Origin of the sequence: Tateyamaria pelophila (assembly GCF_019966495.1) — a bacterium.
Lineage (GTDB): Bacteria > Pseudomonadota > Alphaproteobacteria > Rhodobacterales > Rhodobacteraceae > Tateyamaria > Tateyamaria pelophila.
Window position 1 is genome coordinate 22,933 of the sequence record NZ_JAIMIA010000014.1, and the last position, 22,045, is coordinate 44,977.

General features: G+C 58.5%; 17 protein-coding genes and 1 pseudogene. 11 read left to right on the top strand and 7 right to left on the bottom strand.

The window, feature by feature from the left end; genetic code table 11:
- Nucleotides 1-20: 20 nt before the first annotated feature.
- From LC354_RS06905 to LC354_RS06915, 3 genes are all read right to left on the bottom strand, one after another.
- On the bottom strand, nucleotides 21-2,291 hold the full coding sequence (locus LC354_RS06905; RefSeq protein ID WP_223422336.1) for a TOMM precursor leader peptide-binding protein: 2,271 nt from the start codon (nucleotides 2,289-2,291) through the stop codon (nucleotides 21-23).
- Nucleotides 2,292-2,305: 14 nt separating this feature from the next.
- Nucleotides 2,306-2,530 (bottom strand): nitrile hydratase subunit alpha, encoded by a 225-nt coding sequence (locus LC354_RS06910; RefSeq protein WP_223422338.1) that lies wholly within the window; start codon nucleotides 2,528-2,530, stop codon nucleotides 2,306-2,308.
- A gap of 165 nt (nucleotides 2,531-2,695) precedes the next feature.
- Nucleotides 2,696-4,015: a cytochrome P450 gene (locus LC354_RS06915; protein WP_223422340.1), complete on the bottom strand. Its 1,320-nt coding sequence runs from the start codon at nucleotides 4,013-4,015 to the stop codon at nucleotides 2,696-2,698.
- A 14-nt stretch (nucleotides 4,016-4,029) separates the two neighbouring features.
- On the opposite strand from LC354_RS06915, the gene LC354_RS06920 reads away from it, so the two are divergent.
- The 8 genes from LC354_RS06920 to LC354_RS06955 all read left to right on the top strand — a co-directional run bounded on the left by LC354_RS06920 (nucleotide 4,030) and on the right by LC354_RS06955 (nucleotide 14,853).
- Entirely contained in the window at nucleotides 4,030-5,385 is a 1,356-nt protein-coding gene (locus LC354_RS06920; protein ID WP_223422341.1) for a SagB family peptide dehydrogenase, read from the top strand.
- Nucleotides 5,386-5,788: 403 nt separating this feature from the next.
- Nucleotides 5,789-6,190: a MerR family transcriptional regulator gene (locus LC354_RS06925; RefSeq protein WP_223422343.1), complete on the top strand. Its 402-nt coding sequence runs from the start codon at nucleotides 5,789-5,791 to the stop codon at nucleotides 6,188-6,190.
- A gap of 31 nt (nucleotides 6,191-6,221) precedes the next feature.
- Nucleotides 6,222-8,003: an acyl-CoA dehydrogenase C-terminal domain-containing protein gene (locus tag LC354_RS06930; RefSeq protein ID WP_223422345.1), complete on the top strand. Its 1,782-nt coding sequence runs from the start codon at nucleotides 6,222-6,224 to the stop codon at nucleotides 8,001-8,003.
- A gap of 291 nt (nucleotides 8,004-8,294) precedes the next feature.
- Nucleotides 8,295-9,443 carry an acyl-CoA dehydrogenase family protein gene (locus LC354_RS06935; RefSeq protein WP_223422405.1) on the top strand — a complete coding sequence of 383 codons (1,149 nt, stop codon included), beginning with the start codon at nucleotides 8,295-8,297 and terminating at the stop codon, nucleotides 9,441-9,443.
- A gap of 321 nt (nucleotides 9,444-9,764) precedes the next feature.
- The gene (locus LC354_RS06940) at nucleotides 9,765-10,397 is read left to right on the top strand and encodes a glutathione S-transferase family protein (protein WP_223422347.1); all 633 of its coding nucleotides are present in this window, start codon (nucleotides 9,765-9,767) and stop codon (nucleotides 10,395-10,397) included.
- Nucleotides 10,398-10,512: 115 nt separating this feature from the next.
- Complete coding sequence (locus LC354_RS06945) at nucleotides 10,513-11,724, top strand: acetyl-CoA C-acetyltransferase (protein ID WP_223422349.1); 1,212 nt, start codon at nucleotides 10,513-10,515, stop codon at nucleotides 11,722-11,724.
- A gap of 4 nt (nucleotides 11,725-11,728) precedes the next feature.
- Nucleotides 11,729-12,655 carry a nuclear transport factor 2 family protein gene (locus tag LC354_RS06950; protein ID WP_223422351.1) on the top strand — a complete coding sequence of 309 codons (927 nt, stop codon included), beginning with the start codon at nucleotides 11,729-11,731 and terminating at the stop codon, nucleotides 12,653-12,655.
- Complete coding sequence (locus LC354_RS06955; protein WP_223422353.1) at nucleotides 12,652-14,853, top strand: 3-hydroxyacyl-CoA dehydrogenase NAD-binding domain-containing protein; 2,202 nt, start codon at nucleotides 12,652-12,654, stop codon at nucleotides 14,851-14,853. Before LC354_RS06950 ends, LC354_RS06955 begins: the two co-directional genes overlap by 4 nt.
- Before the next feature lie 74 nt (nucleotides 14,854-14,927).
- On the opposite strand, the gene LC354_RS06960 is transcribed toward LC354_RS06955, so the two are convergent.
- Nucleotides 14,928-15,440 carry a GNAT family N-acetyltransferase gene (locus LC354_RS06960; protein ID WP_223422355.1) on the bottom strand — a complete coding sequence of 171 codons (513 nt, stop codon included), beginning with the start codon at nucleotides 15,438-15,440 and terminating at the stop codon, nucleotides 14,928-14,930.
- Between the two features lie 210 nt (nucleotides 15,441-15,650).
- Entirely contained in the window at nucleotides 15,651-16,292 is a 642-nt protein-coding gene (locus LC354_RS06965; RefSeq protein ID WP_223422407.1) for a sulfotransferase family 2 domain-containing protein, read from the bottom strand.
- Between the two features lie 211 nt (nucleotides 16,293-16,503).
- On the opposite strand from LC354_RS06965, the gene LC354_RS06970 reads away from it, so the two are divergent.
- Complete coding sequence (locus LC354_RS06970; RefSeq protein ID WP_223422357.1) at nucleotides 16,504-18,132, top strand: AMP-binding protein; 1,629 nt, start codon at nucleotides 16,504-16,506, stop codon at nucleotides 18,130-18,132.
- Nucleotides 18,133-18,194: 62 nt separating this feature from the next.
- Here the strand turns inward: LC354_RS06970 and LC354_RS06975 are convergent, their stop codons facing one another.
- Together LC354_RS06975 and LC354_RS06980 are read right to left on the bottom strand one after the other, a co-directional pair.
- Nucleotides 18,195-19,643, bottom strand: a complete 1,449-nt coding sequence (locus LC354_RS06975) for an FAD-binding oxidoreductase (RefSeq protein WP_223422359.1) — start codon at nucleotides 19,641-19,643, stop codon at nucleotides 18,195-18,197.
- Nucleotides 19,644-19,738: 95 nt separating this feature from the next.
- Nucleotides 19,739-20,632 (bottom strand): LysR family transcriptional regulator, encoded by an 894-nt coding sequence (locus tag LC354_RS06980; RefSeq protein ID WP_223422361.1) that lies wholly within the window; start codon nucleotides 20,630-20,632, stop codon nucleotides 19,739-19,741.
- 144 nt (nucleotides 20,633-20,776) lie between these two features.
- Here LC354_RS06980 and LC354_RS06985 point away from each other — a divergent pair.
- A pseudogene (locus LC354_RS06985) lies at nucleotides 20,777-21,045 on the top strand (sulfopyruvate decarboxylase subunit beta); the annotation flags it as partial.
- Nucleotides 21,046-21,090: 45 nt separating this feature from the next.
- Nucleotides 21,091-22,044, top strand: a complete 954-nt coding sequence (locus tag LC354_RS06990) for a Bug family tripartite tricarboxylate transporter substrate binding protein (protein ID WP_223422363.1) — start codon at nucleotides 21,091-21,093, stop codon at nucleotides 22,042-22,044.
- Nucleotide 22,045: the final 1 nt, after the last annotated feature.

Sequence of the window (22,045 nt, forward strand, 5' to 3'; positions counted from 1 at the left end):
CTCCCCAGTTTTTACAGTTTTCAGAATTGCACCACATCACTGTTTAAACTGGCCTCGGTTTTCGGGCTTTGCAGCCACCCGAGATCTACGGGAACATCATACAGACGGCCCGGTCCGAAGCGAGCCCAAAAGTGTCTCAGGCCCGGCGCGACCACCCGCACGGCCGGAAATTCAACGTCAGGTCGTGATTGATCGAGCACTACAACTTCTATGCCAACAGACTTCAGCCGTTCGACGCAAATTTCGACGTCGCGGGCCAGATCGTCGGTTGCGTGATTCCCGGCCGTTTTCAGGTCGACCGGCGTCGCCTGCGCATCGGGCACAAGATAGGGATTGTCCCGCGTTCGGACAGTGCGCCACCAGGCAACGGCCTCTTGCGAGCCAAGATAGCTGTTTTGGGTCTCAGGTTGATGCAGGGCCGGAACCGCATCCAGAGATTGATTGATTTCGGTAATCGCGCGGGTCAGTGCCACCGTGGGATCCAGATGACAGCCAAAGCCGTAAATGATGTCCTCTTCTGGCGTGTCGATACGTTTGGAGAGGGCCGCAAAGGTCGGAATGCCCAGATCGCCCGTGACATCCAGAACCCAGATGGACCGGCCAAGCGTCGCATAATGGGCGACCAGATCGGCCACGTATGGATCATCGGCAGATGTCAGATCGACGCCCGGGCGCTGCACCCGATTGTACCACCAGATCGCGACAGCGTCGCGTTCCACAAGCTCCAGCAGACCTTGCAGGATCGCTTCCTCCATGACCGACCCCACGGCACAGCCGTTGGAATCTCCGCGACCAAACACAGGGTCCGCGGTCTGGTAGCCGAAGTAGCACATGGATGTGGGCAGATACCGGCGCTGCTGATGGGTCAGTGACCACATCGGCGTCCACTCGATCTCTGCCTCCCGATCGAAGGGTTCGGGCACCCAGTGGGCCTTGTGCTCCTTGAGGTTGTGATGATCGCGATTGGCGAACTGTGTTTCGCTGTAGAGCATACAGTCATTGGGCCGGAGCGCCGCCGCGCCAAGATCGCGCGCGCGCGCGCGGCAGCGCGGTTCGGTGCCGTCGAAAACACCACAATAACGCTCAAGGGATTCCGCGAGCGCACTCACGCGGGCCTGCGCTGCGGTCTTGCCCTTGCCGCCGGACCGACGCCGCATCCCGTCGCGCAAGACGAAACGCGTGTCGTGCATGTCGGAAAAATTGTGATCCGCCGAAAAGGTCGGCGTCAGCCATCTCGCGTCGCACCCAGCAGGATGGGTGCGGCTGCCGGGGTCCACCGCGCCCACAACGCCTGTGATCGGGCTCAGATGCCGTTCCAACCGGCGGGCGGTTTCCGCAGGATCGCTGCCGCGATGGCCGCCATCCGATGTGACAATTTTGGGCCGGGGTTTCAGGATGATGGGTGCGGGCGAGCGGTCGAGCACGGCGACCGTCCCGCATGCAGGACAGTGCGGACGCCGGATGAGGTGATGGCGCGTCCGTTCGAATGTCAGCGTGTTTGTCGACATCACGCAATTCTCCAGCGCTGAAGCCGTTCCGGTACCGATCCACCCCGTCATCGCCGTTGCGGCCTCGGCCAAACCAGTGAGCGACGTGGATGGCAGATGGCCCGGTTGTGCGCCGTCTGTGATCCCGTTTCGCGCGATGGCATATCTCTCGACGCGCCGGTGCCAGCGCAAACGGTGCGCCAGACACGCCCAGCAGGCGGATTGATGCGGCGTGATCGCCGGGCCGATCCAGTTTTCGGCACCGTGCGGCTTGACCAGCAGCCACGGTTGTTGATCGTCGATGAACTGTTGATTGATCCTTGGCAGTTCAGGGTGAAGGTAGTCATCGGTGATGACGATGGTATGCGCGCCCTGTTCTGATATGTGCAGCCCCTGTTGTTCCAACAGATCCGCCAGTGCGTCGCCGGATACCTGGCCCAGCGCCATGATCTTCACCTGGTTTTGCGCCAACCGGTGCGTCGCCTGCCCTGGCGATATGTTGGCCTGCTCCCAGAAAGCCGCTGTGGATCTCGGCACGTCCGCCGTGTCTTCCGCCAGAACGCCAAGGTTTTCGAGCCTTTGGAGCGCCGCAAGTATGCTCGCGCCAGCATGGCGCTCGGACAATCGGGAAAAAATGTCCCCAATGCGATGCCGTCCATCCAGAAGCGGTGCCAGATCGCAGAATATAGAGTTGGGCAGCCATTCCGCGCCACCCTCCCACAAAAGAAACAGCCCATCGTCGGCATCGACAACAGGCTGGATTCGGGTCTTGAAGCGCGGACGTTCGCGAGCTTGCGAGTCCATGCCAGCTGATGTCATCAGCAGCAGGCGGGCGGAGCCTTGTATTCATCGCCGACATACTTTTCGAGATCTTCATTCGGCGCGGGCGGCATCTTTACAAATTGCGTGTATGTCTTGCCGACACTCTCGCCATATGCGCGCAACGTTGCCGTAGGGTCCGATTCCAAATTCTCTCTGAATGCAGGGTCGGTCCACGCTTTTTTGTGGATTTCCAGCCAGTCCTCGTCTGTTGGCGAGCTCATATCAATATCCCCTTCTTAATGGTCTTTTCAAGTTGCGTTCTGTCCCAGTCGTATAGCTGGTCTATCAACCAATTTTACCAATAAATACAACAGCGAACCGACTATTGACTGTCAAAGAGTACACACGTGTTAACCTTTTGGCAAGATATTGGCGCACCGCTGCTTTCAAGGCGATCCCCCGCGAGCGATCAGCGTTACGTGCGCAAGGCTGCCCGCACTTGAGCGCAGTTCAAAATGTTGCGCCACCATCAGGATGATAAGCGTCATCTGGTTGAATGCCTGGTGCATCGCGATACACGTGCGGGGCCCTGCGCCAAACGGCAAGTATACGGACCGCGGCACGTTTTGCGGTCGACCAAACTCAAACCGCGCGGGTTGAAACTGGTCGGGATCCTCGAAATAGCGCGGGTCGCGATGCAAGAGGCGCGGGCTGACCCACACGTGATGGCCTGCGGTCACAGCGAAACCTTCAAGCTCGAATGCTTGCGCCGCGATGCGATACAGCAGAGGCGCCGGCGGATGCATCCGCAAGGCTTCTTTCAGCGCCGCCAACGCAAGGCTGCGCCCCAGTTCCGGGAGTGCCGGAGGGGCAGTGCCAACCTCCAGCCGATCAGCTTCTTCCGCGATCTGCTGTTCTGTCTGCGCGTCTTGCGCCAGGCAGGACCACAACGCGCCAAGACTGGTCGGCATCGTCAAGTGACCCGCATAGAGCATCTGGACGATCTCGCCTGTGATCATGTCGTAATCGGGCGGCACGCCCGCTGCGCGACAGGTCCGGATCAGCACAGACAGGACGTCACGACCATCGCAGTCGCTGTCCAGGCGGCGCTTGATCAGATCCGTTATGACAGGCAGATCGCGCGGCGCGCGTGGGCGTTCCATGCGTAATATGCCGTCAGCATCATTGGGCTCACTGGCTGTGAAGTCTTCACCGAATATCTCGTCATAGGGCAAGAGTGAGGTACACCCATCCGGATTTCCCCACCCCTCGATATCCACATCCATGACAGTGCGCGCCGCGATACGTGCCGTCAGCAAACGAATGTCGGTCATCAGGTCCACGGGCGGCTCTGCCCGCCAATTGCGGATCATGTCCGCCGTGCATTCAGCGACGATATCCAGTCTCGGCGTTATCTCTCGCGGTCGAAACTGAGGTCTGAGCAGACGCCGTCGGTCCTGCCAGTCCGCCCCCTCGAGGGTCGTAAGGCCGTCTCCCCAATGTCCACGGTTCGACGCGCTGACAAAGTCGGGTTTGTGCAAGAACGGCTCGCATGTATGCAAGAGCCTGTCGACGGCCGAAGCCCCATTGACGAGAACGCAGGCAGTGTGCCCAATATCAAAACGGACGATATCGCCATAAACCTGCGTCAGATTGGACAAGAACGTGAAGACGTCGGACCGAAAAAACCGTGCATTGATACGGCCGTTTGCGGCCCCTGTTGGCCCGGGTGGATCAACCGCTTTTAACACGAAGCGCCAACCCATCGCAGGCGATTTCCTTGGCGGATGAGCCGACCCGCTGGACCTGCATCCTCGCGCCAGACGTTCGTGTGACCACCAATGTGCGTGGGATGGCCCTGCAAACGGCTGTGGGCCATGTCAAACTGCCACCCAAAGACGCTGCTTGGGTCGCCAACACGCTGCTTGAACCCGGACAGACCGAAAACCGAGACCTGAAGTCGGGCGCACCTGCCGACCTGGCCGCGCCCGGGAACGGCAGCCCATTGGACCACCTTGATCGACAAGGCCTTGTCGCGCATCGGCTTGACGGCTCTTTCGGCGCTGTGGTCACCTGCATCCCCCTGCGACCCCCGCGCGGGCCAAGGCCACGCCGGAAGATCACGGGACAGATCGCCCTTGCGCCTCAAGCAATGCTGCGGGTCCGCGACGGAGGCCTTTCGCTGGAAATGCCCGGAGCTTGGGCGCGTATCGTGGTGCACGATACCAAAGTGCTTGAGTTGCTGCCCCTGCTTGCGGCCGGGTGCAACGCCGAGGACTGTGCCGACACAGTTCAGGACCGGCCTGCCGCGTGGGTGGACGCTGTTCTGTGCGCCCTGCAGTGGTGCGGTATCATCACCCAAACTGATCCGTCGGACTGGGCGCTTCATGATCTGGTGTTGCATGCCGCGACGCGCCAGGGCTACGGACGCAAGCCGCTGGGCAAGACGGGCCTGCCCCACTCCGACGCGCAGGACCGGCAGCCGACGTCGCTGAGGCGTATCGACCTCGAGATCCCGAACCAAGAAACTCTGGACCGGCGGGACCCGCCGTTTTCCGCCCTGTCCACGCAGCGCCGGTCGCGTCGATTGCATGGCGACCCTCCCATCAGCGCGCAACAGCTGTCGGAGTTCCTCTATCGCACATTGCATCAACGGGACGGCCACAGACCTCATCCCAGTGGCGGCGCGTGTTATCCCCTGACTGGCTATCTCGCTCTCCATCACTCTTTGGACGTGCCATCCGGGCTGTATCGCTACGATGCGGTGGCACATTGCCTCGATATGGTGGCTGAAACGGATCGCGCGCTCAACCGTCTTCTGACCGACGCGGCTGCAAACGCCGGCGTCTCGGAACGGCCTCAAGTATTGTTGATCCTGTCCGCACGGTTCGCAAAAACCAGCAGCATCTACGAAGACCTGTCCTACAGCCTGATCCTGAAAGAAGTCGGCGCTGTCTTTCAGATGGCGATGCTGTCCGCGGCTGCCATGGGCCTTGCCGCCTGCCCGCTCGGCACGGGCAACGCCCTTGCCTTTTCGGCGCTTGCTGGCCTCGATCCGTTGGTTGAAACGTCTGTGGGTGAATTGATGCTGGGCGCTGCCTCTGATGCCGATCCGAACGGTCCACCAAACGCATAGCGGGCGGTCCGATCGTCGCGACCCCTATAATGGTCAAAGGTTTCAGTCGTCACATCAGGCTTTCTCCTGCACCTTGCCGTGATATCGCTGCGCATCGGAATGCATTGCGTCGTGGCCAGAGTGGCTGATCCACCCAGTTTGGCTATCACGATTAAAGTCACGGCTGAAAAGGATAGTGCCAATGCCTCCGATCAGGGTTCGAATCCTGTCGGCATGGACTGACAATGACCGTCTCCGGCACATCATCCGGATCAAAAACACTTGGCTTCACGGCACGCAGCACCTGTCAAAATGCACCGTCACCAAAGTGACGTGACGTATCCTTTACGTCAACGTCAACTACGTATTGCAAGACGTTCTCTCCTTCCCCATGTCATGGCGGTAACAGCAACCGAGAAAAGACATGAGCGAGAAAACACTGACAATCCGCGAGATGTGCGAGGCCTTCAGCGTCACACCACGCACATTGCGTTTTTACGAAGCCAAAGAGCTCCTGTTTCCGATCCGGCAAGGCCAGAAACGCCTGTTCACCAAGCGTGACAGGGCACGGTTGAAACTCATCCTGCGCGGCAAACGTTTCGGCTTTAGCTTGGAGGAAATCCGCCAGCTTTTGGACCTTTATGATATGGGCGACCAGCAACAAACACAGCTGGCACGCACCTACGAGGTCGCGCGCGCCCGACTGGCAGACATGGAAAGCCAGCGTAACGAACTGACCGAAGCCATTGACGACCTTAAGAACCAACTCAAGTGGGGCGAAAAGATGCTCGCCTCGATGAACACGACATCAAAAGCCGCTCAATAAGCAAGCGGCAAGACACCTGAGGGAAAAGACGATGCCTAGTTATACACCGCCAACCAAAGACATGCAGTTCATCCTGCACGATGTGCTTAATATCACCGCGAGCGACATACCGGGATATGATGAACTGGAAGCCGATTTCACTTCTGCCATCCTCGAAGAAGCCGGTCGCTTGTCCTCCGAAGTTCTCGCGCCATTGAACGCGGTGGGCGACAAGGAAGGCTGCCGTCTGGAAAATGGCGTGGTCTATACACCGACCGGTTTCAAGGCAGCGTTCGAGCAGGTCAAGGAAGGCGGATGGCCCGGCCTGGACATGCCCGAAGAGTTTGGCGGCCAGAACATGCCCGTCGTTATCGGCTCAGCAGTAGGCGAGATGTTTTCGTCCTCGAACATGGCCTTCACCATGTATCAGGGCCTGACCCATGGTGCGGCATCTGCCATTCTGGCGCACGGCTCGCAGGAGCAAAAGGAAACCTACCTGCCCAAAATGGTCAGCTGCGAATGGACAGGGACGATGAATTTGACCGAACCGCATTGCGGCACCGATCTGGGGCTGATGCGGACCAAGGCCGAACCACAGGACGACGGCAGCTACAAAATCACCGGACAGAAGATTTTTATCTCCGCCGGGGAACACGACATGGCGGACAACATCATCCACCTCGTTCTGGCCAAAATTGCTGGTGGCCCTGAAGGCATCAAGGGCGTGTCCCTGTTCATTGTTCCAAAGATACTTGTGAACGAAGATGGATCCCTGGGTGCACGCAACGGCGTCGCAGTAGGCAACATCGAAGAGAAAATGGGGATCCACGGCAACTCGACCTGCGTCATGAATTACGACGGTGCAACCGGTTATCTGATCGGCGACGCGCATAAAGGCATGCGCGCGATGTTCACGATGATGAACGAGGCACGTCTGGGCGTTGGCATGCAAGGCCTGTCGCAGGCAGAGGTCGCCTACCAGAACGCGCTCGAATATGCCACGGACCGGCTGCAAGGGCGGGACGTGACCGGTGTAAAGAACCCGGATGGTCCAGCCGACCCGCTGATCGTGCACCCGGATATCCGACGGTCGCTGATGGATCAGAAATCCTTTGCCGAAGGCGCGCGGGCCTTCGTGCTGTGGGGAGCCACCATGATCGACGCGGCCCACCGCGCGGGCGACAAGGATGCAGACGGGATCGTATCTTTGCTCACACCCGTGATCAAAGGGTTTCTGACGGATGTCGGATATGACAATACGATCAAGGCGCAGCAGGTTTACGGCGGCCATGGCTACATCGAAGAATGGGGCATGTCGCAATTTACCCGCGATGCCCGGATCGCGATGATCTACGAAGGGGCGAACGGCATTCAGGCGCTGGACCTCGTCGGGCGCAAGCTGGCCCAGGATGGCGGCAAACACGTGATGGCCTTCTTCGATCTGGTCAAAACCTTCATCAAGGAAAACGCAGGGCAGGACGAAGCTTACGACAAGGAGTTCCTTGACCCGTTGAAAGCCGCCTCCAAGGATCTGCAAGCTGCGGGCATGTATTTCATGCAACAAGGGATGAAGAATCCCAACAACGCGCTGTCAGGTTCCTATGACTTCATGCACATGTTCGGGCACGTCTGCCTTGGCCTGATGTGGGCCCGCATGGGCAAAGCGGCGCGCACCGCGTTGGCAAATGGCACATCCGATCCTGCGTTCTTTGAAACCAAGCTGGCCACGGGGCGCTACTACATGGCGCGTCAATTGCCGGCGACAGCGCTTCACCTGACCCGAATTCAATCGGGGAGTGAAACGGTGATGGCGCTCGACGCCGCCAACTTCTAAGCTGATGTGGAGGGGGACCGCCCCCTCCATTTTGCGTGAGAACCACTATGGAAAACGGGCTTTTTGTAACACGGCTCTTTTCTGTTGCCATGTCCGCTGAGCGCGAACGCAGCGTCACAAGTTGCGCGCGTGGCGCAGGTCTAAACGAAAAGGCGGCACTGTCGTTTTCATGCGAAGGCGACAACACGTGATGAAGCGCAAGAGCCTGAAGACACACTTGGAGCGGCGCGCCATCGCACCAGACGGCCGAACACACTGAAACGCACTTTGGGGAGGAGTTAGATGAAAGATATGAACGCGGATCAAACCGGCTGGATGACCGACGAACACCAGATGATCGCCGACATGACGGCCCAGTTCATCACAAACGAATGGGCTCCCCACTTCGACCGCTGGCGCAAACAGGGCGAAATGGACCGCTCGACCTGGGCGCAAGCCGGAGAGCTGGGACTGCTCTGCCCCTCGATCCCCGAAGAATATGGCGGCGCGGGAGGCGACTTCGGCCATGAAGCCGCGATCCTGATCGAAGCCTCGCGTGCAAATCTCGCCGCCTGGGGCCACGGAATACATTCCGGTATCGTCGCACATTACGTGCTGGCCTATGGGACCGAGGAACAAAAAGCGCGATGGTTGCCCAAGATGGTAACAGGGGAGCTTGTGGGTGCGCTGGCCATGACAGAGCCCTCTACCGGCTCGGACGTTCAGGCCATCAAAACCCGCGCCTTGCGGGACGGCAACGCCTACCGGCTTTCGGGGCAAAAAACGTTCATCACCAACGGACAGCACGCCAATCTGATCATCGTCGCGGCCAAGACTGATCCGTCACTGGGTTCAAAAGGGATCTCTTTGGTTGTCGTCGAAACCGATGATGCCCCGGGCTTTGCACGTGGGCGCAATCTGGAAAAGATCGGGATGCATGCATCCGATACGTCCGAGCTCTTCTTTGACAATGTAGAAATCACGCCGGAAAACATCCTTGGTGGCGCAGAAGGGCAAGGCTTTGTCCAATTGATGAGCCAACTTCCCCAAGAACGGCTGATCATCGCCTGCTCGGCGGTGGGCGCTATGGAAGGTGCGGTGGAGCGCACGATTGCATATGCCAAGGAACGCGAAGCCTTTGGTGGCCCCATCATGCAGTTCCAGAACACTCGTTTCAAACTGGCCGAGGCCAAGACCAAAACCATGGTCAGCCGGGCGTTTTTTGATGAATGCATGGTCGAGCATTTGCGCGGCGCGTTGACCGTCGACAAAGCCGCCATGTGCAAATACTGGACCACCGATACGCAAGCCTGGGTGCTGGACGAATGCCTGCAACTGCACGGCGGCTATGGCTTCATGCAGGAATACGCGATTGGTGAGATGTGGACAGATGCCCGGGTTCAGCGGATCTATGGCGGTACCAACGAAATCATGAAGGAACTGATTGCGAGGGCGTTCTGATGCGTCAGACAGATAAGCGTGTTGCATCCTGGCCCTTCGGGGAGAGTTTGCCGGGCAAGATGAATGAAGGATCAATGCACACGATCCGCCCCGCCGTCCGGCCCTTGATCGGGATTGACCCTGTTGGGCGGGACGTTGGGGCTTCACCTTGCACAGGGCTCAGCTCTCCAGCCTGCCCTGCACCCACACCGTCACGCATTAACCTTAATGCGCGGTAAACTGATCCCGCTTCATCTTGCGGAATAAACTCCACGGGGGTCCGGGGGTGTGAAACCCCCGGTTCTGCCCCATCAACCATAACCAGCGAAAAGGCCAGACCACATGACCCTCAAATTGCACTGCTTTGGTGAAAGCGGAAATTCCTACAAAGCCGCTTTGGCTCTGGAATTGTCCGGGTCAGCGTGGGAGCCGGTCTTCGTCGATTTCTTCAATGGCGAAACGCGGTCTGATGCATACCGTGATTTGAATCCCATGGGGGAAGCGCCGCTTTTGATCGACGGCGACAGGCGGTTGAGCCAATCAGGCGTGATCCAGCAATACGTCACGGATAAAACGGGCCGGTTCGGTGGTGAAGGGGACGATCGATATGAAGTCTTGCGCTGGACCTTGTGGGACAACCACAAGCTCAGTTCTATGGCTGGTATGATCCGTTTCCTGATGAATTTTTTGCCCGAAGACAAGCGCCCGCACGAGGTGATCGCCTTTAATCAGGGACGACTGAAGGCCGCCTTCGCTGTGCTGGACGCCCACCTCGCGGGTCGTGACTGGTTTGTGGGAAAGGATATAACCAACGCCGACATCAGTTGCTGCGGCTATCTTTTCTATCCTGAACCATTTGGTTTTGATCGCGTGGACTGGCCAAACATCGATCGATGGTTGAGCAACATAGAAAACCTTCCCGGGTGGAAGAGCCCCTACGACCTCATGCCAGGTTCGCCCGCCGATCGGGCGTAGGACGTTACAGTTTACGCAAAGAGCCGCAACGTCACCCTTGATTGGACCAACCGGTCCACCCCATCTGATGCTTAGAACTCGCACAAGACTGCCGACGGCAAAAGGACACGAAACCATGACCGAAGCCTATATTTATGATGCTCTGCGCACGCCTCGTGGCAAGGGCCGCAAGGACGGAAGCCTGCACGAAGTGACCGCCCTGCGCCTCAGCGCCCTGACCATGAACGCGATCAAGGATCGCAACAACCTCGAAGGGCATGCGGTCGAGGATGTCATTTGGGGCAACGTAACCCAAGTGATGGAGCAAGGTGGCTGTCTGGCAAGGTCTGCGGTTTTGGCCTCCGACCTGGATGAGCGCATACCGGGTCTCGCCATCAACCGCTTTTGTGCAAGCGGGATGGAAGCGGTGAACCTGGCCGCCAACCAGGTCAAGGGAGGCGCAGGTGACGGCTACATCGCCGGGGGCGTCGAGATGATGGGCCGTGTGGCCATGGGCAGCGACGGGGCGGCCATCGCCGTTGACCCCTCTCTCGCGATGGAAACGTATTTCGTGCCTCAGGGCATCAGCGCAGACATTATTGCAACTGAATATGGCTTCAGCCGGGATGACGCCGACGCATTGGCCGTCGCCTCGCAACAGCGCGCCAAGGCCGCCTGGGATGAAGGCCGCTTCGGTAAATCCGTCATCACGGTCACCGACATCAACGGCCTGCCCATTCTGGCCCATGACGAATACATGCGCCCCCAGACCGACATGCAAAGCCTGGGTGGTCTGAACCCGGCGTTTCAAGCCATGGGCGAGGTTATGCCCGGCTTCGACAAGGTCGCGTTGATGAAGTATCCGCACCTTGAGCGGATCAATCACATCCACCACGCGGGAAACTCGTCCGGTATTGTCGATGGGTCCGCCGCCGTTTTGATCGGCAACAAAGAGTTCGGCGAGAAATGGGGCCTCAAGCCGCGCGCGCGCATCCGCGCCACGGCCAAGATCGGCACCGATCCCACCATCATGCTGACAGGCCCGGTGCCCGTGACCGAGAAAATCCTCAAGGACACTGGTATGGCCATCGGTGACATCGACCTTTTCGAGGTCAACGAAGCCTTTGCCTCAGTCGTGCTGCGCTTCATGCAGGCCTTCAACGTGGACCATGACAAAGTCAACGTAAACGGTGGCTCCATCGCCATGGGTCACCCGCTGGGCGCCACCGGAGCCATCATCATCGGAACCTTGCTGGACGAATTGGAACGCGCAGACAAGGAAGTCGGCCTTGCGACCCTGTGTATCGCCTCCGGTATGGGAGCCGCGACAATCATCGAGCGGGTGTAGTCCAGTGCGCAATGCCCGCCAAATCTATCAGGAGACGCTCGATGGCATGACAGCCGCTGTCATGTCGCGCGATCCGGCGGCCTTTGCCGAATACGTGGAGTTTCCCTATGAGATCCGCGTCATGGACGGCATGATTGTTTGCAAAGACAAATCCGACGTCGCCCGCTCCGTCAACAACTTCGCGGAACAGCTCGAGCAATACGGCGTCACCGATATGTCGCGAGTCTGCGACTCAGCGCAGTTTCTGAACGCGGATCACATCATTGGCCACCACACCAGCCGTGTCATGTCCGGAGACAAGGAAGTGATATCGCCCTATGTAACCAGGCTTGGCCTGTACCGGTCAAAGGATGGGCATTGGCGGGCAACATTGAGCGACTCAGTTCTGTGTTCTGCAGATTGGCAATTGATCCCGAACTGGGTCAGCCAGACAGAAGGCGACAGCTTGACGAAAGACGTGTCCGCACAAGACAAGCGGCTCAAGCTCTTCCAAACCATTCTGGATCGGATCAGTGCCGCGTTTCTATCCGGTGACGCGGACGCCTGGCTAAATGCGTGCAGCCTGCCATTTCAACTGGTCTCACGCCACGGGGTCGAGACCTTTACCACGAGGGACGAGATGCGGCGGGATTTCGAAGCCTATCAGCGCGAATTCAAAACCCACGGTGTCACGGACATCATCCGCGAAGCAAAAACCGCAGAGTTGATTGATGACGACCATATGGTCGGGACATATCGTACGCATATCATGAACAGGGGCAATCATGTTGTCCCCCCGTGGGAGGCGTCTTTAACCCTGCGCCGCGAAGATGGCATTTGGCGCGCGACCACCGTCATGCGTGCCATCGGTCACCTCAACTGGTCGGCTCAAACCCGGGCTGCAATCGAAGACATACCCCAAGACACTCCGAAGAAGGGAGATCATCAATGACCGATTTCACCATGCACAAGGACGCCGAGGGCGTTGCGACCATCACATGGGATGTTGCCGATAAATCCATGAATGTCATGTCTTTCGAAGGGCTTGCCCTTTTGAACGATCTGATCGACGACGCTTTGTCGGATGATGCCATCAAGGGGATCGTGATCACCTCCGGCAAGGACACCTTTGCAGGCGGCATGGACCTGAACCTGCTGGCCAAGATGAAGGAAAGCGCCGGCGATGATCCCGCCAAGGGTTTGTTTGACGGCACGATGAAAATGCACGGGCTGCTGCGCAAGATCGAGCTGGCGGGCATGGACCCGAAAACCCAAAAGGGTGGCAAGCCGGTCGCGTCCGCGATCCCGGGTACTGCCGTCGGGATCGGACTGGAATTGCCGCTCGCCACGCACCGCACCTTTGTCGCCAACAATCCCAAGGCGCGTCTGGGTCTGCCGGAAATTCTTGTCGGTATCTTTCCCGGTGCTGGCGGGACAACCCGCCTCGCGCGGATGCTGGGTGCAATGGCCGCCTCGCCGTTTTTGCTCGAAGGCAAGCTGTCGAACCCGGACGCTGCCAAACGTGCAGGTCTGATCCACGAGGTGGTGGACGACCCCGTGGCCGCCGCCCGCGCATGGGTGCTGAACGCCAAGGATGCGGACCTTGTTAAACCTTGGGATGCCAAGGGTTACAAAATGCCCGGCGGCGCGCCCTATCATCCGGCCGGGTTCATGACCTTCGTCGGTGCCAGCGCGATGGTCAACGGCAAGACTCAAGGCGTTTACCCTGCGGCCAAGGCCTTGCTGAGTGCCGTTTACGAAGGGGCCCTCGTTCCCTTCGACACCGCCCTAAAGATCGAAGCGCGCTGGTTCACCCACGTGCTGCTGAACCCATCCTCGGGCGCGATGATCCGGTCCTTGTTTCTGAACAAGGAAGCACTTGAAAAAGGCGCTGTGCGCCCAGCAGGTGTGCCGGATCAACGGGTCAAGAAACTGGGCGTTCTGGGTGCGGGCCTGATGGGTGCCGGGATTGCGCTTGTCTCCGCACAAGCGGGCATCGAGGTGGTTTTGATCGACCGCGATCAGGAGGCCGCCGATCGGGGTAAAAACTACACAGAGAAATATCTCGAAAAGGGTATGGCGCGCAAAAAGGTCACGCAGGAAAAGGCCGACGCCATGTTGGGCCTGATCACCGCAACCCCTGATCTGGACGCGTTGAAAGAATGCGACCTGATCATCGAAGCCGTGTTCGAAGATCCCGCAATCAAGGCCGAGATCACCCAAAAGGTCGAAGCGATCATCCCCGAGGATTGTATCTTTGCGTCCAATACCTCGACCTTGCCGATTTCTGATCTGGCCAAGGCGTCGCACAATCAAGAGCAGTTCATCGGTATCCACTTCTTTTCGCCGGTCGAAAAAATGTTGCTGGTCGAGATCATCAAGGGCGCCAAAACCGGGGACCGCGCGGTTGCCAAGGCATTGGACTACGTCCGCCAGATCAGGAAAACACCGATCGTCGTCAACGACGCGCGGTTCTTCTATGCCAACCGCTGCATCATTCCCTACGTGAACGAAGGCGCGCGGATGGTCACCGAAGGCGTTGAACCCGCTCTGATCGAAAACGCCGCCAAATTGGTCGGCATGCCGCTAGGTCCGCTGCAACTGACTGACGAAACGGCCATCGACCTTGGTGCGAAAATCGCACGCGCCACCATGGCGGCCATGGGTGACGCCTACCCCAAATCCGGCGCAGATGACCTGATCTTCTGGTTGGAGGCCGAAGGGCGTCTGGGGCGCAAGGCAAATGCCGGCTTTTACAGCTATGACGACAAGGGCAAGCGCATCGGGCTTTGGGAGGGTCTGGGCGAAAAATACCCTGCCGCCGAAGATCAACCTGATCTGACCGAAGTGCAGCACCGCCTGTTGTTCAGCCAGGTGCTCGAAGCGGTGCGCGCGTTGGAAGAAGGTGTGTTGATGGACATCCGCGAGGGCGACGTGGGCGCGATCCTGGGCTGGGGCTTTGCTCCTTGGTCCGGCGGCCCGTTCAGCTGGCTTGACATCATTGGCACACCCTACGCCGCCGAACGGTGTGATCAATTGGAAGCCAAGTTCGGCGAGCGGTTCAAATGCCCCGATCTGCTGCGCGAAATGGCCGCAAAGGGACAGAGCTTTTACGGTCGGTTTGGATCAAACGCGTCCGCAGCAGCCTGATAAAGACCGAACCCATGCCAAATCTGGACGCCGCCGAAACCAGTCGGCGGCGTCTTGCGTTCTTCGGCAAATCACTAGGCAACAACCTGCGTGTAAACCCGGGTATCGAGGCTCGACATCTGCGGTGACAGGACAAAGCCGGTTTTCAACAAGACACTCGAAGAGGCAGGGTTGGCAACGCCCACACCGGCAACATACACGACTCCCTGCCCCTTCGGCGTGGCCTCCAGCAGGCCCCAAACCACTTCGGTGGCATAGCCCCTGCCCCAGGCCGCATCGGCCAGCATATACCCCAGATGCACATTCTGTGGGCCATCATGCGCCAGGATCAGCAAGCCGAGCAGAACACCCGTGCCAAGATGTGTGACCGAATAGACATCGCTTTCGGCCTCGCGGGCCCGAACCCAATCGGCAATCTGACCTGCCCCGCGCGGCAAGCGCAGCGGTTCAGGCAAGGGAGCCAACACGTTCGGCGTCAGGATAAGTGCAAGGTCCTGTTCAAGGGCAGCGCGCTGCTTTGGCCCCTGAACGATCGTGCGCCATGACGTGATGCTGAGACGGCTGGTAGTAAAGTTCTGGATCCGCATGGTGTCTCCCCTCGGATGGGCACTATACACGCATACGGGCATAAAGAAGGACAGTTGCGCGCGACGCCGCTATTTTGTGGTTCGGGACCACGTCAAACTGTCGTTTGCGCGTCGCTTGCAAAGCGCAGCGGGTTTGCCGACGGGTCTTTGCCCGCTCTCGGATTGGGCTCTGTACCGTTCGAAATGCCACTCGGACATAAGTTCCATGTGTTAGTCGAAGGTATATTTGAAGCGCGCGATATCTTCCGCACAATCCTCGGCGACAGCCTGCCGGGCAGCGGCGGTATAGTAGTTTCGATAGTCCGCATCACGCTCGGATGCGTTGACGCGGGGCAAGTCCAACTCAAATCCCAGATGCGCCCAAAGCGGCGCTCCGTCCTGTTTCAAAGCTTCGATCCGAATATAGGCATCGCCCCGATCCACCCCCGTCGCGTCCGTCATATAGTGCCGCGCGGGGCTTGCGCGCATCGACGCGCGCACTTTTGCGGATTGTACGAAACTATCAAATGGCAGCCCCGACGCCAATTCCACAACCGGATGTTGAAACCGCTGCGTCTTGAGCCAGTGATAATAGCTGACCATCCGGTCCCAGGGGTTGCGCACCAGCGTAAAGGCAAAGAGACCATCCAGCGAAGGCACCAATCCATCAATGTCCGAGAGCGTGCTGTGCTTCCAAAGCCGCCCACGGGTCTTGATGCCCTTGAGCCGCCGCCTCCGCTTGAGCGCCTTGGGCGTGTCTCCCAACATGATGTCGTCTTTCATCGCGCGCGCTTCGAGCGCCAAGGCCATCGCTGTGCCACCGGTTTTGGGCGCATGGACAAAGATATACTTTCGGCCGGGAGACAGGATCATACCCCCAGTGTATCCGCTGGGCCGTCCGCGTCCATGGGTGCCGGTGGAGTATTCCCCGATCAGCAAATGATGAACCCTGGCTTGGTGGGTCTTGGTGCGCATTTCGGGTCGACAAACCCACCTTGGAATCTGCCCCGTATCCTCTCTTTCCAATTGCCATACAGTCCGGCATAGTTTTTGGCTGAATGCACCGGGTTGAGAGGAAACTGCAATGGGCTGGATGGCCGACGAAACTGGTCTGGATAAAACGGCTGCAAACTATGTAGCGTTGACCCCTTTGTCTCATTTGCGGCGCGCAGCACATGTTTTTGCAGAACGGCCTGCTGTTGTGTATGGCGCACACCGCGTCACCTATGCCGAATACTATGCCCGGTGTTCGCGCCTCGCCTCCGCGCTTGCGGCGATGGATGTCAAACCGGGGGATGTGGTCGCCACCTTGATCCCCAACCTGCCGGCGCAGGCCGAAGCGCACTTCGGCGTGCCCGCCTGTGGCGCCGTGTTGAACACGATCAACATGCGCCTTGACGTCGGGACAGTGACTTACATCCTTGAGCATGGTGGCGCGAAAGTGGTTCTGGTCGATACACAGTTTATCACCTTGGCGGAAGACGCGATCGCCCGGATCGACGGTGCGGCACCGATCATCATCGAAGTGGCTGATGCCGCCCACGGATGGCCCGCCACCGGTCGGCATACGGAATATGAGGATGTTCTAGAGGGCGGCGACCCTGACTTTGACTGGATCATGCCGGAGGATGAATGGGAGAGCATCGCCCTTAATTATACTTCCGGCACAACGGGCCGCCCCAAGGGCGTCGTGACGCATCATCGCGGCTCCTACCTCATGACAATGGGCACCGTGATTTCGTGGCGGATGCAATTGCACCCGGTCTATCTTGCCATCGTTCCCTTGTTTCATTGCAATGGATGGAACCATACGTGGATGATGCCGTTGCTGGGCGGCACGGTCGTCTGCTGTCGCGAAATCGCAGCCAAACCGATTTATGATGCCATCGCGGACGAGGGCGTGACCCATTTTGGCGGAGCGCCCATCGTGCTGAACATGATCGTGAACGCCGACGAAGCGGACCGCCGCGCCTTTGACCATGTCGTGGAAGTCTTCACGGCGGGTGCGCCCCCTGCCCCTGCCACGTTGGGCAAGATCGAAGGATTGGGCTTTAACGTCACCCAAGTCTACGGATTGACCGAAACCTATGGGCACGTAACCGAATGTATCTGGCGCGACGATGAGTGGGACGGTCTGGAGCATGGCGAGCGGGCGGCGATCAAGGCGCGCCAGGGCGTCGCCTTTCCGATGATGGACGATATCACGGTGATGGACGCCGATATGACCCAGATACCGATGGACGCGACCGCGCAAGGCGAGATCATGATCCGCGGCAATTCAGTCATGAAAGGTTATCTGAAGAACCCGGATGCCACGGCAGAGGCTTTTGCCGGTGGGTATTTTCACTCTGGCGACATCGCGGTTCAGCATCCCGATGGCTATATCCAGATTGCAGACCGGGCCAAGGACATCATCATTTCGGGCGGTGAAAACATCAGCTCGGTGGAGGTCGAAGGGGTGTTGATGGGCCACCCGGACGTGAACCTTGCGGCGGTCGTTGCCCAACCGGACGCAAAATGGGGCGAGGTGCCCTGTGCCTTTGTGGAACTCAAGCCGGGCAGCGCGGCGACGGAGGCCGACCTGATTGCCTTCAGCCGTGAGACGCTGGCCGGGTTCAAGTCACCCAAACGCGTCGTGTTTCAGGAATTGCCCAAGACATCGACCGGCAAAATACAGAAATTCGAACTGCGCAAGGTTGCTGAAGGGTTGTAGCGCGGCAATCTGATCCGCCAACACGCTCGGACATCTGCCGTTTCATCGTCAGGTGGCTGACATCAATGCGCAGGGCCGTCTGTCATCATTGCGCCCGGGTTCATGATGTTGTTGGGATCCAGGGCGGACTTGATCCGGCGCAGCAGCGCTTGTTTTTCCGGGCTGGCATAAAGTTCAAGATCTTCGGTCTTGAGCCTTCCAATACCGTGTTCTGCGCTGATGGAGCCATCGAACATCCGCGTGGCCTCGTTGATGGCCATACGCACGGCTTTCACAATTTCCGGATGGGTCGCGACGAATTCAGACTTGGAGATGCCTTCCGGTGGCAGCACATTGTGATGAATATTGCCATCCCCGATATGTCCGTACGTGTTCATCCGCAGGCCGGGATGGATATCGTGAATCATGCGCGTGGTTTGTGCGATGAAGGCGCCCACTTTGCTGATCGGCACCGATGTGTCGCTGTTGCAAAACGCGCCCCCAGCCCGGTTCGCTTCGGGAGTGTTTTCGCGCAAATCCCACAAGCTTTTCTGCTGGGTTTGGGATTGGGCGACGACGGCGTCGAACAGCAATTCGCCTTCAAGACACGCCTCCAGCACCTCTTCCAACCGGTCCCGTATGCCTGTCGGGCCACTGGCCTCCAACAATAGATACCAGTCGTGATCCTCCGTGAAAGGGATGGACAGAGCAGGGAAATGCGTGGTGACAAGCCGGAGTCCGAAATCACTCATCAGTTCCAGCGCCGAAATACTCTCCCCCAACTGCTTGCGGATATGCTTGTAAAGCTCCAGCCCGGCGCCGGGCGACGCGATGGCGCACAGGACAGTCACCGTCTCCGGATCAACCGGCTTGAGCACCAACGTGGCCGCTGTAATGATCCCCAGCGTGCCTTCGCTTCCGATCAACAGGTGCCGCAAATCATATCCGGTGTTGTCCTTGCGCAGCGGGCTCAGGGCACTGTAAATCGACCCATCCGGCAAGACCGCTTCGATACCAAGGCAAAGATCGCGCGCATTACCGTGCCGGACGACCTGAATGCCCCCCGCATTCGTCGCCAGATTTCCACCAATACAACAGCTGCCCTTGGAGGCCATGCTAAGCGGAAACATCAGATCATGGGCGCTGGCGCTGTGGTGGATGTTTTCCAGAATACACCCCGCCTCAACCACGATGGCACCATCGTCGATCAACACCTCACGCACTTTGTTCATGCGCTCCAGCGACAAAACGATGGCCGCGTCGCTATCGACGGACATTTGCCCCGCCACAACGCCGGTTCCACCGCTGAACGGGACGATGCCGACCTTGGCGTCATTGCAAATCCGCACGACCTGAGCGACCTGTTCGGTGCTATCTGGCAGGACGATCAGGCTGGCACGGCCTTTGAAACGCCCACGGGGGTCCTCAAAATATCGCGCACCGTCGGCCGCAGGTTTCCACCCCTCATCCCCCACGACCGCCTTGAGATCATGCAACACCTGTGACCCCGGTGCATTAAAGCTGGACGACATGGAGAACACTTCCCATTGAACAATCTGCCGCCATTGTTCAACGAAAGCATAACTTCGGCAAATCATTGTTTTTTGAAGTTTCCTAAAGACACTCTTTAGGGTTTTTCTGTCTCTGCGGCCTGCGCCACGACAGTTTCGATCTGCTCCAACAGCTTTTCCACCAAGCGCAGTTTGGAACAATCCGCGCGCGTCAGAATGCCCAATGTCCGAGACGGCGCTTCCGCCCCCAACGATATTTTCCTGAGTTGCCGGAATATCGGATCAGGCACGCAGATATTTGGGCCAACAGAGACGCCCAGATTATGCGCCACCATGCTGGCGAGGTTTTCAAGCGAACCCATTTCCATGGCATCATTCACCTTCACCTTTTGCGTGGACAGCCATTCTTCGGCCAGCATGCCGACGGACGCCTGACGGGTATGACGAATATACGGCATCGTCGCGAGGATTTTGCGCGGGTCCGTTTCCATCACCTCACGCGCGGTTAGCAAAACAAGTTCTTCCTCGAAAAACGGTGTCCAGTTCAGATTGTCCTGCACCCGCAGCGGTTCGCTCATGACGGCGGCGTCCAGAACCCCCTGTTCCACAAGCTCAAGCAATCTCGGCGAAAGCTCGGGGACGATGCGGATGTGCAGATCAGGATACAATTGAAGCAACCGCTTGGAAGCTTTCGGTATCAATCCGTGGATGGTCGAAGGAACGGCCCCAAGGATAAGCTCACCGATCATGCGAGGATCACCCGTCAGATCGTCAAGAATGGTATCATAGGCAAACACGACCGCTTTCGCTTTTGGGACGAATGCCCTGCCAAGCTGGTTCAGGCGTGGCGTTTTTTCCGACCGGTCAAACAGCTTGACGCCCAACGAGTCTTCCAGCCGCTTCATCTGTTGCCCGACGGCGGCGTGTGTCACGCACACCGTTTCAGCGGCAGCACTGAAGCTGCCACTTTCCGAGATCGCGATCAGAGTCTTGAAGAGCGAGATCGTCATACGGGCTTAGATACGGATTGCAGTTGAAGCATTGTCGGCCAAAGTAAACACAAGCTTTACGAAGGGTCAAAAAAATATGACTCGCGTGAAGGAAATTTTAAGATCAAAAAAATGGTGGCACACGCCCCAACCCGAAAGGCCTTCCTGATGATCATCGACAACGGGCCCTACGGCTCCACCGGCGATCAACCGACCTACGCGGACAAAAGAAATGTACGGGAAGCCGTCGCGGCGGCCTGCGGCCGTGAGAGTTTCGTGACGGTGACACCGGCAGGGTTCCGCACGTGGCCATTGACAGCAAGAAGATGACTGTGATCGTTTTGAAATGCGACAGTGGCAATATCAAACTGCCCTTCATCACAATGGACCCCGTCGTCATCAAGGACAGGTTCACGAAGGCTGTACGGGCCTGACACGGCCCGGACAGACGCGACATACCAGCATTAGGGAGGAACAACATGCTGAGACGATCAATCCTGAAAATAGGGGCCGCCTTTGCGCTTGCCGCGACATTCGGCACCGTTGCACAGGCCGAACTCGACGGCCCGGTAAACTACATCATTCCCTTCGGACCCGGCGGTGAATCCGATATCTCTGCCCGGCTGCAACAGCCCTATTTCAAAGACAAGTTTGGCGAGGATCTGGTGGTTTCCTATCAGCCGGGCGGCGGCGGTGCCGTGGGCTGGGCGTCGCTCAACGGGTTGAACGGCAACGGACAGACCATCATGGGTGTGAACCTGCCGCATATCATCATCCAGCCAGCACAAAAGGCAGTTGGGTTCACCACAGAGGATCTGAACACCTTCTACATGTTCCACTTCACGCCCGATGCTATCGTCGTAGCAGCAGACAGCCCCTATGAGACGCTTGCCGATCTGGTGGATGATGCCAAGGCGAACCCCGGTCAGGTGACCATGTCGGGATCCGGCAAGGCCAGCGCAAACCACCTGGCGCAGATAAAATTCGACAAGATGACCGGTGCGCGCACAACCTATGTTCCGTTCAAGGGAACGGGTGCATCCGTGACCGCGCTGCTTGGCAATCAGGTCAAGGCGCAGTGGGGCTACACCACGGTCGGTGCCACTCAGGGCGAAGCTGTGCGGTTGCTGGCCGTAGCCATGGAGGAACGCCACCCGCTCTTCCCGGATGTGCCGACTTTCAAGGAACTCGGCTATGACATGGTGGGCGGCGCATATCGCGGTATCGCTCTGCCAAACACCGCCAGTGCGGAAACCACCAAAATGTGGTCCGACATGATAGGCGAAATCAATGCAGACCCAGCGTTCCGGCAAAAGATGTTGGACGGCGGATTTGCCTTGCTGGACGTCAACGCCGACGACATGGATGATTTCATCGCCGCCCGCACCGAAGAGTATCTGGCAGATGCCCGCGAAGCCGGTCTGATCAACTAAA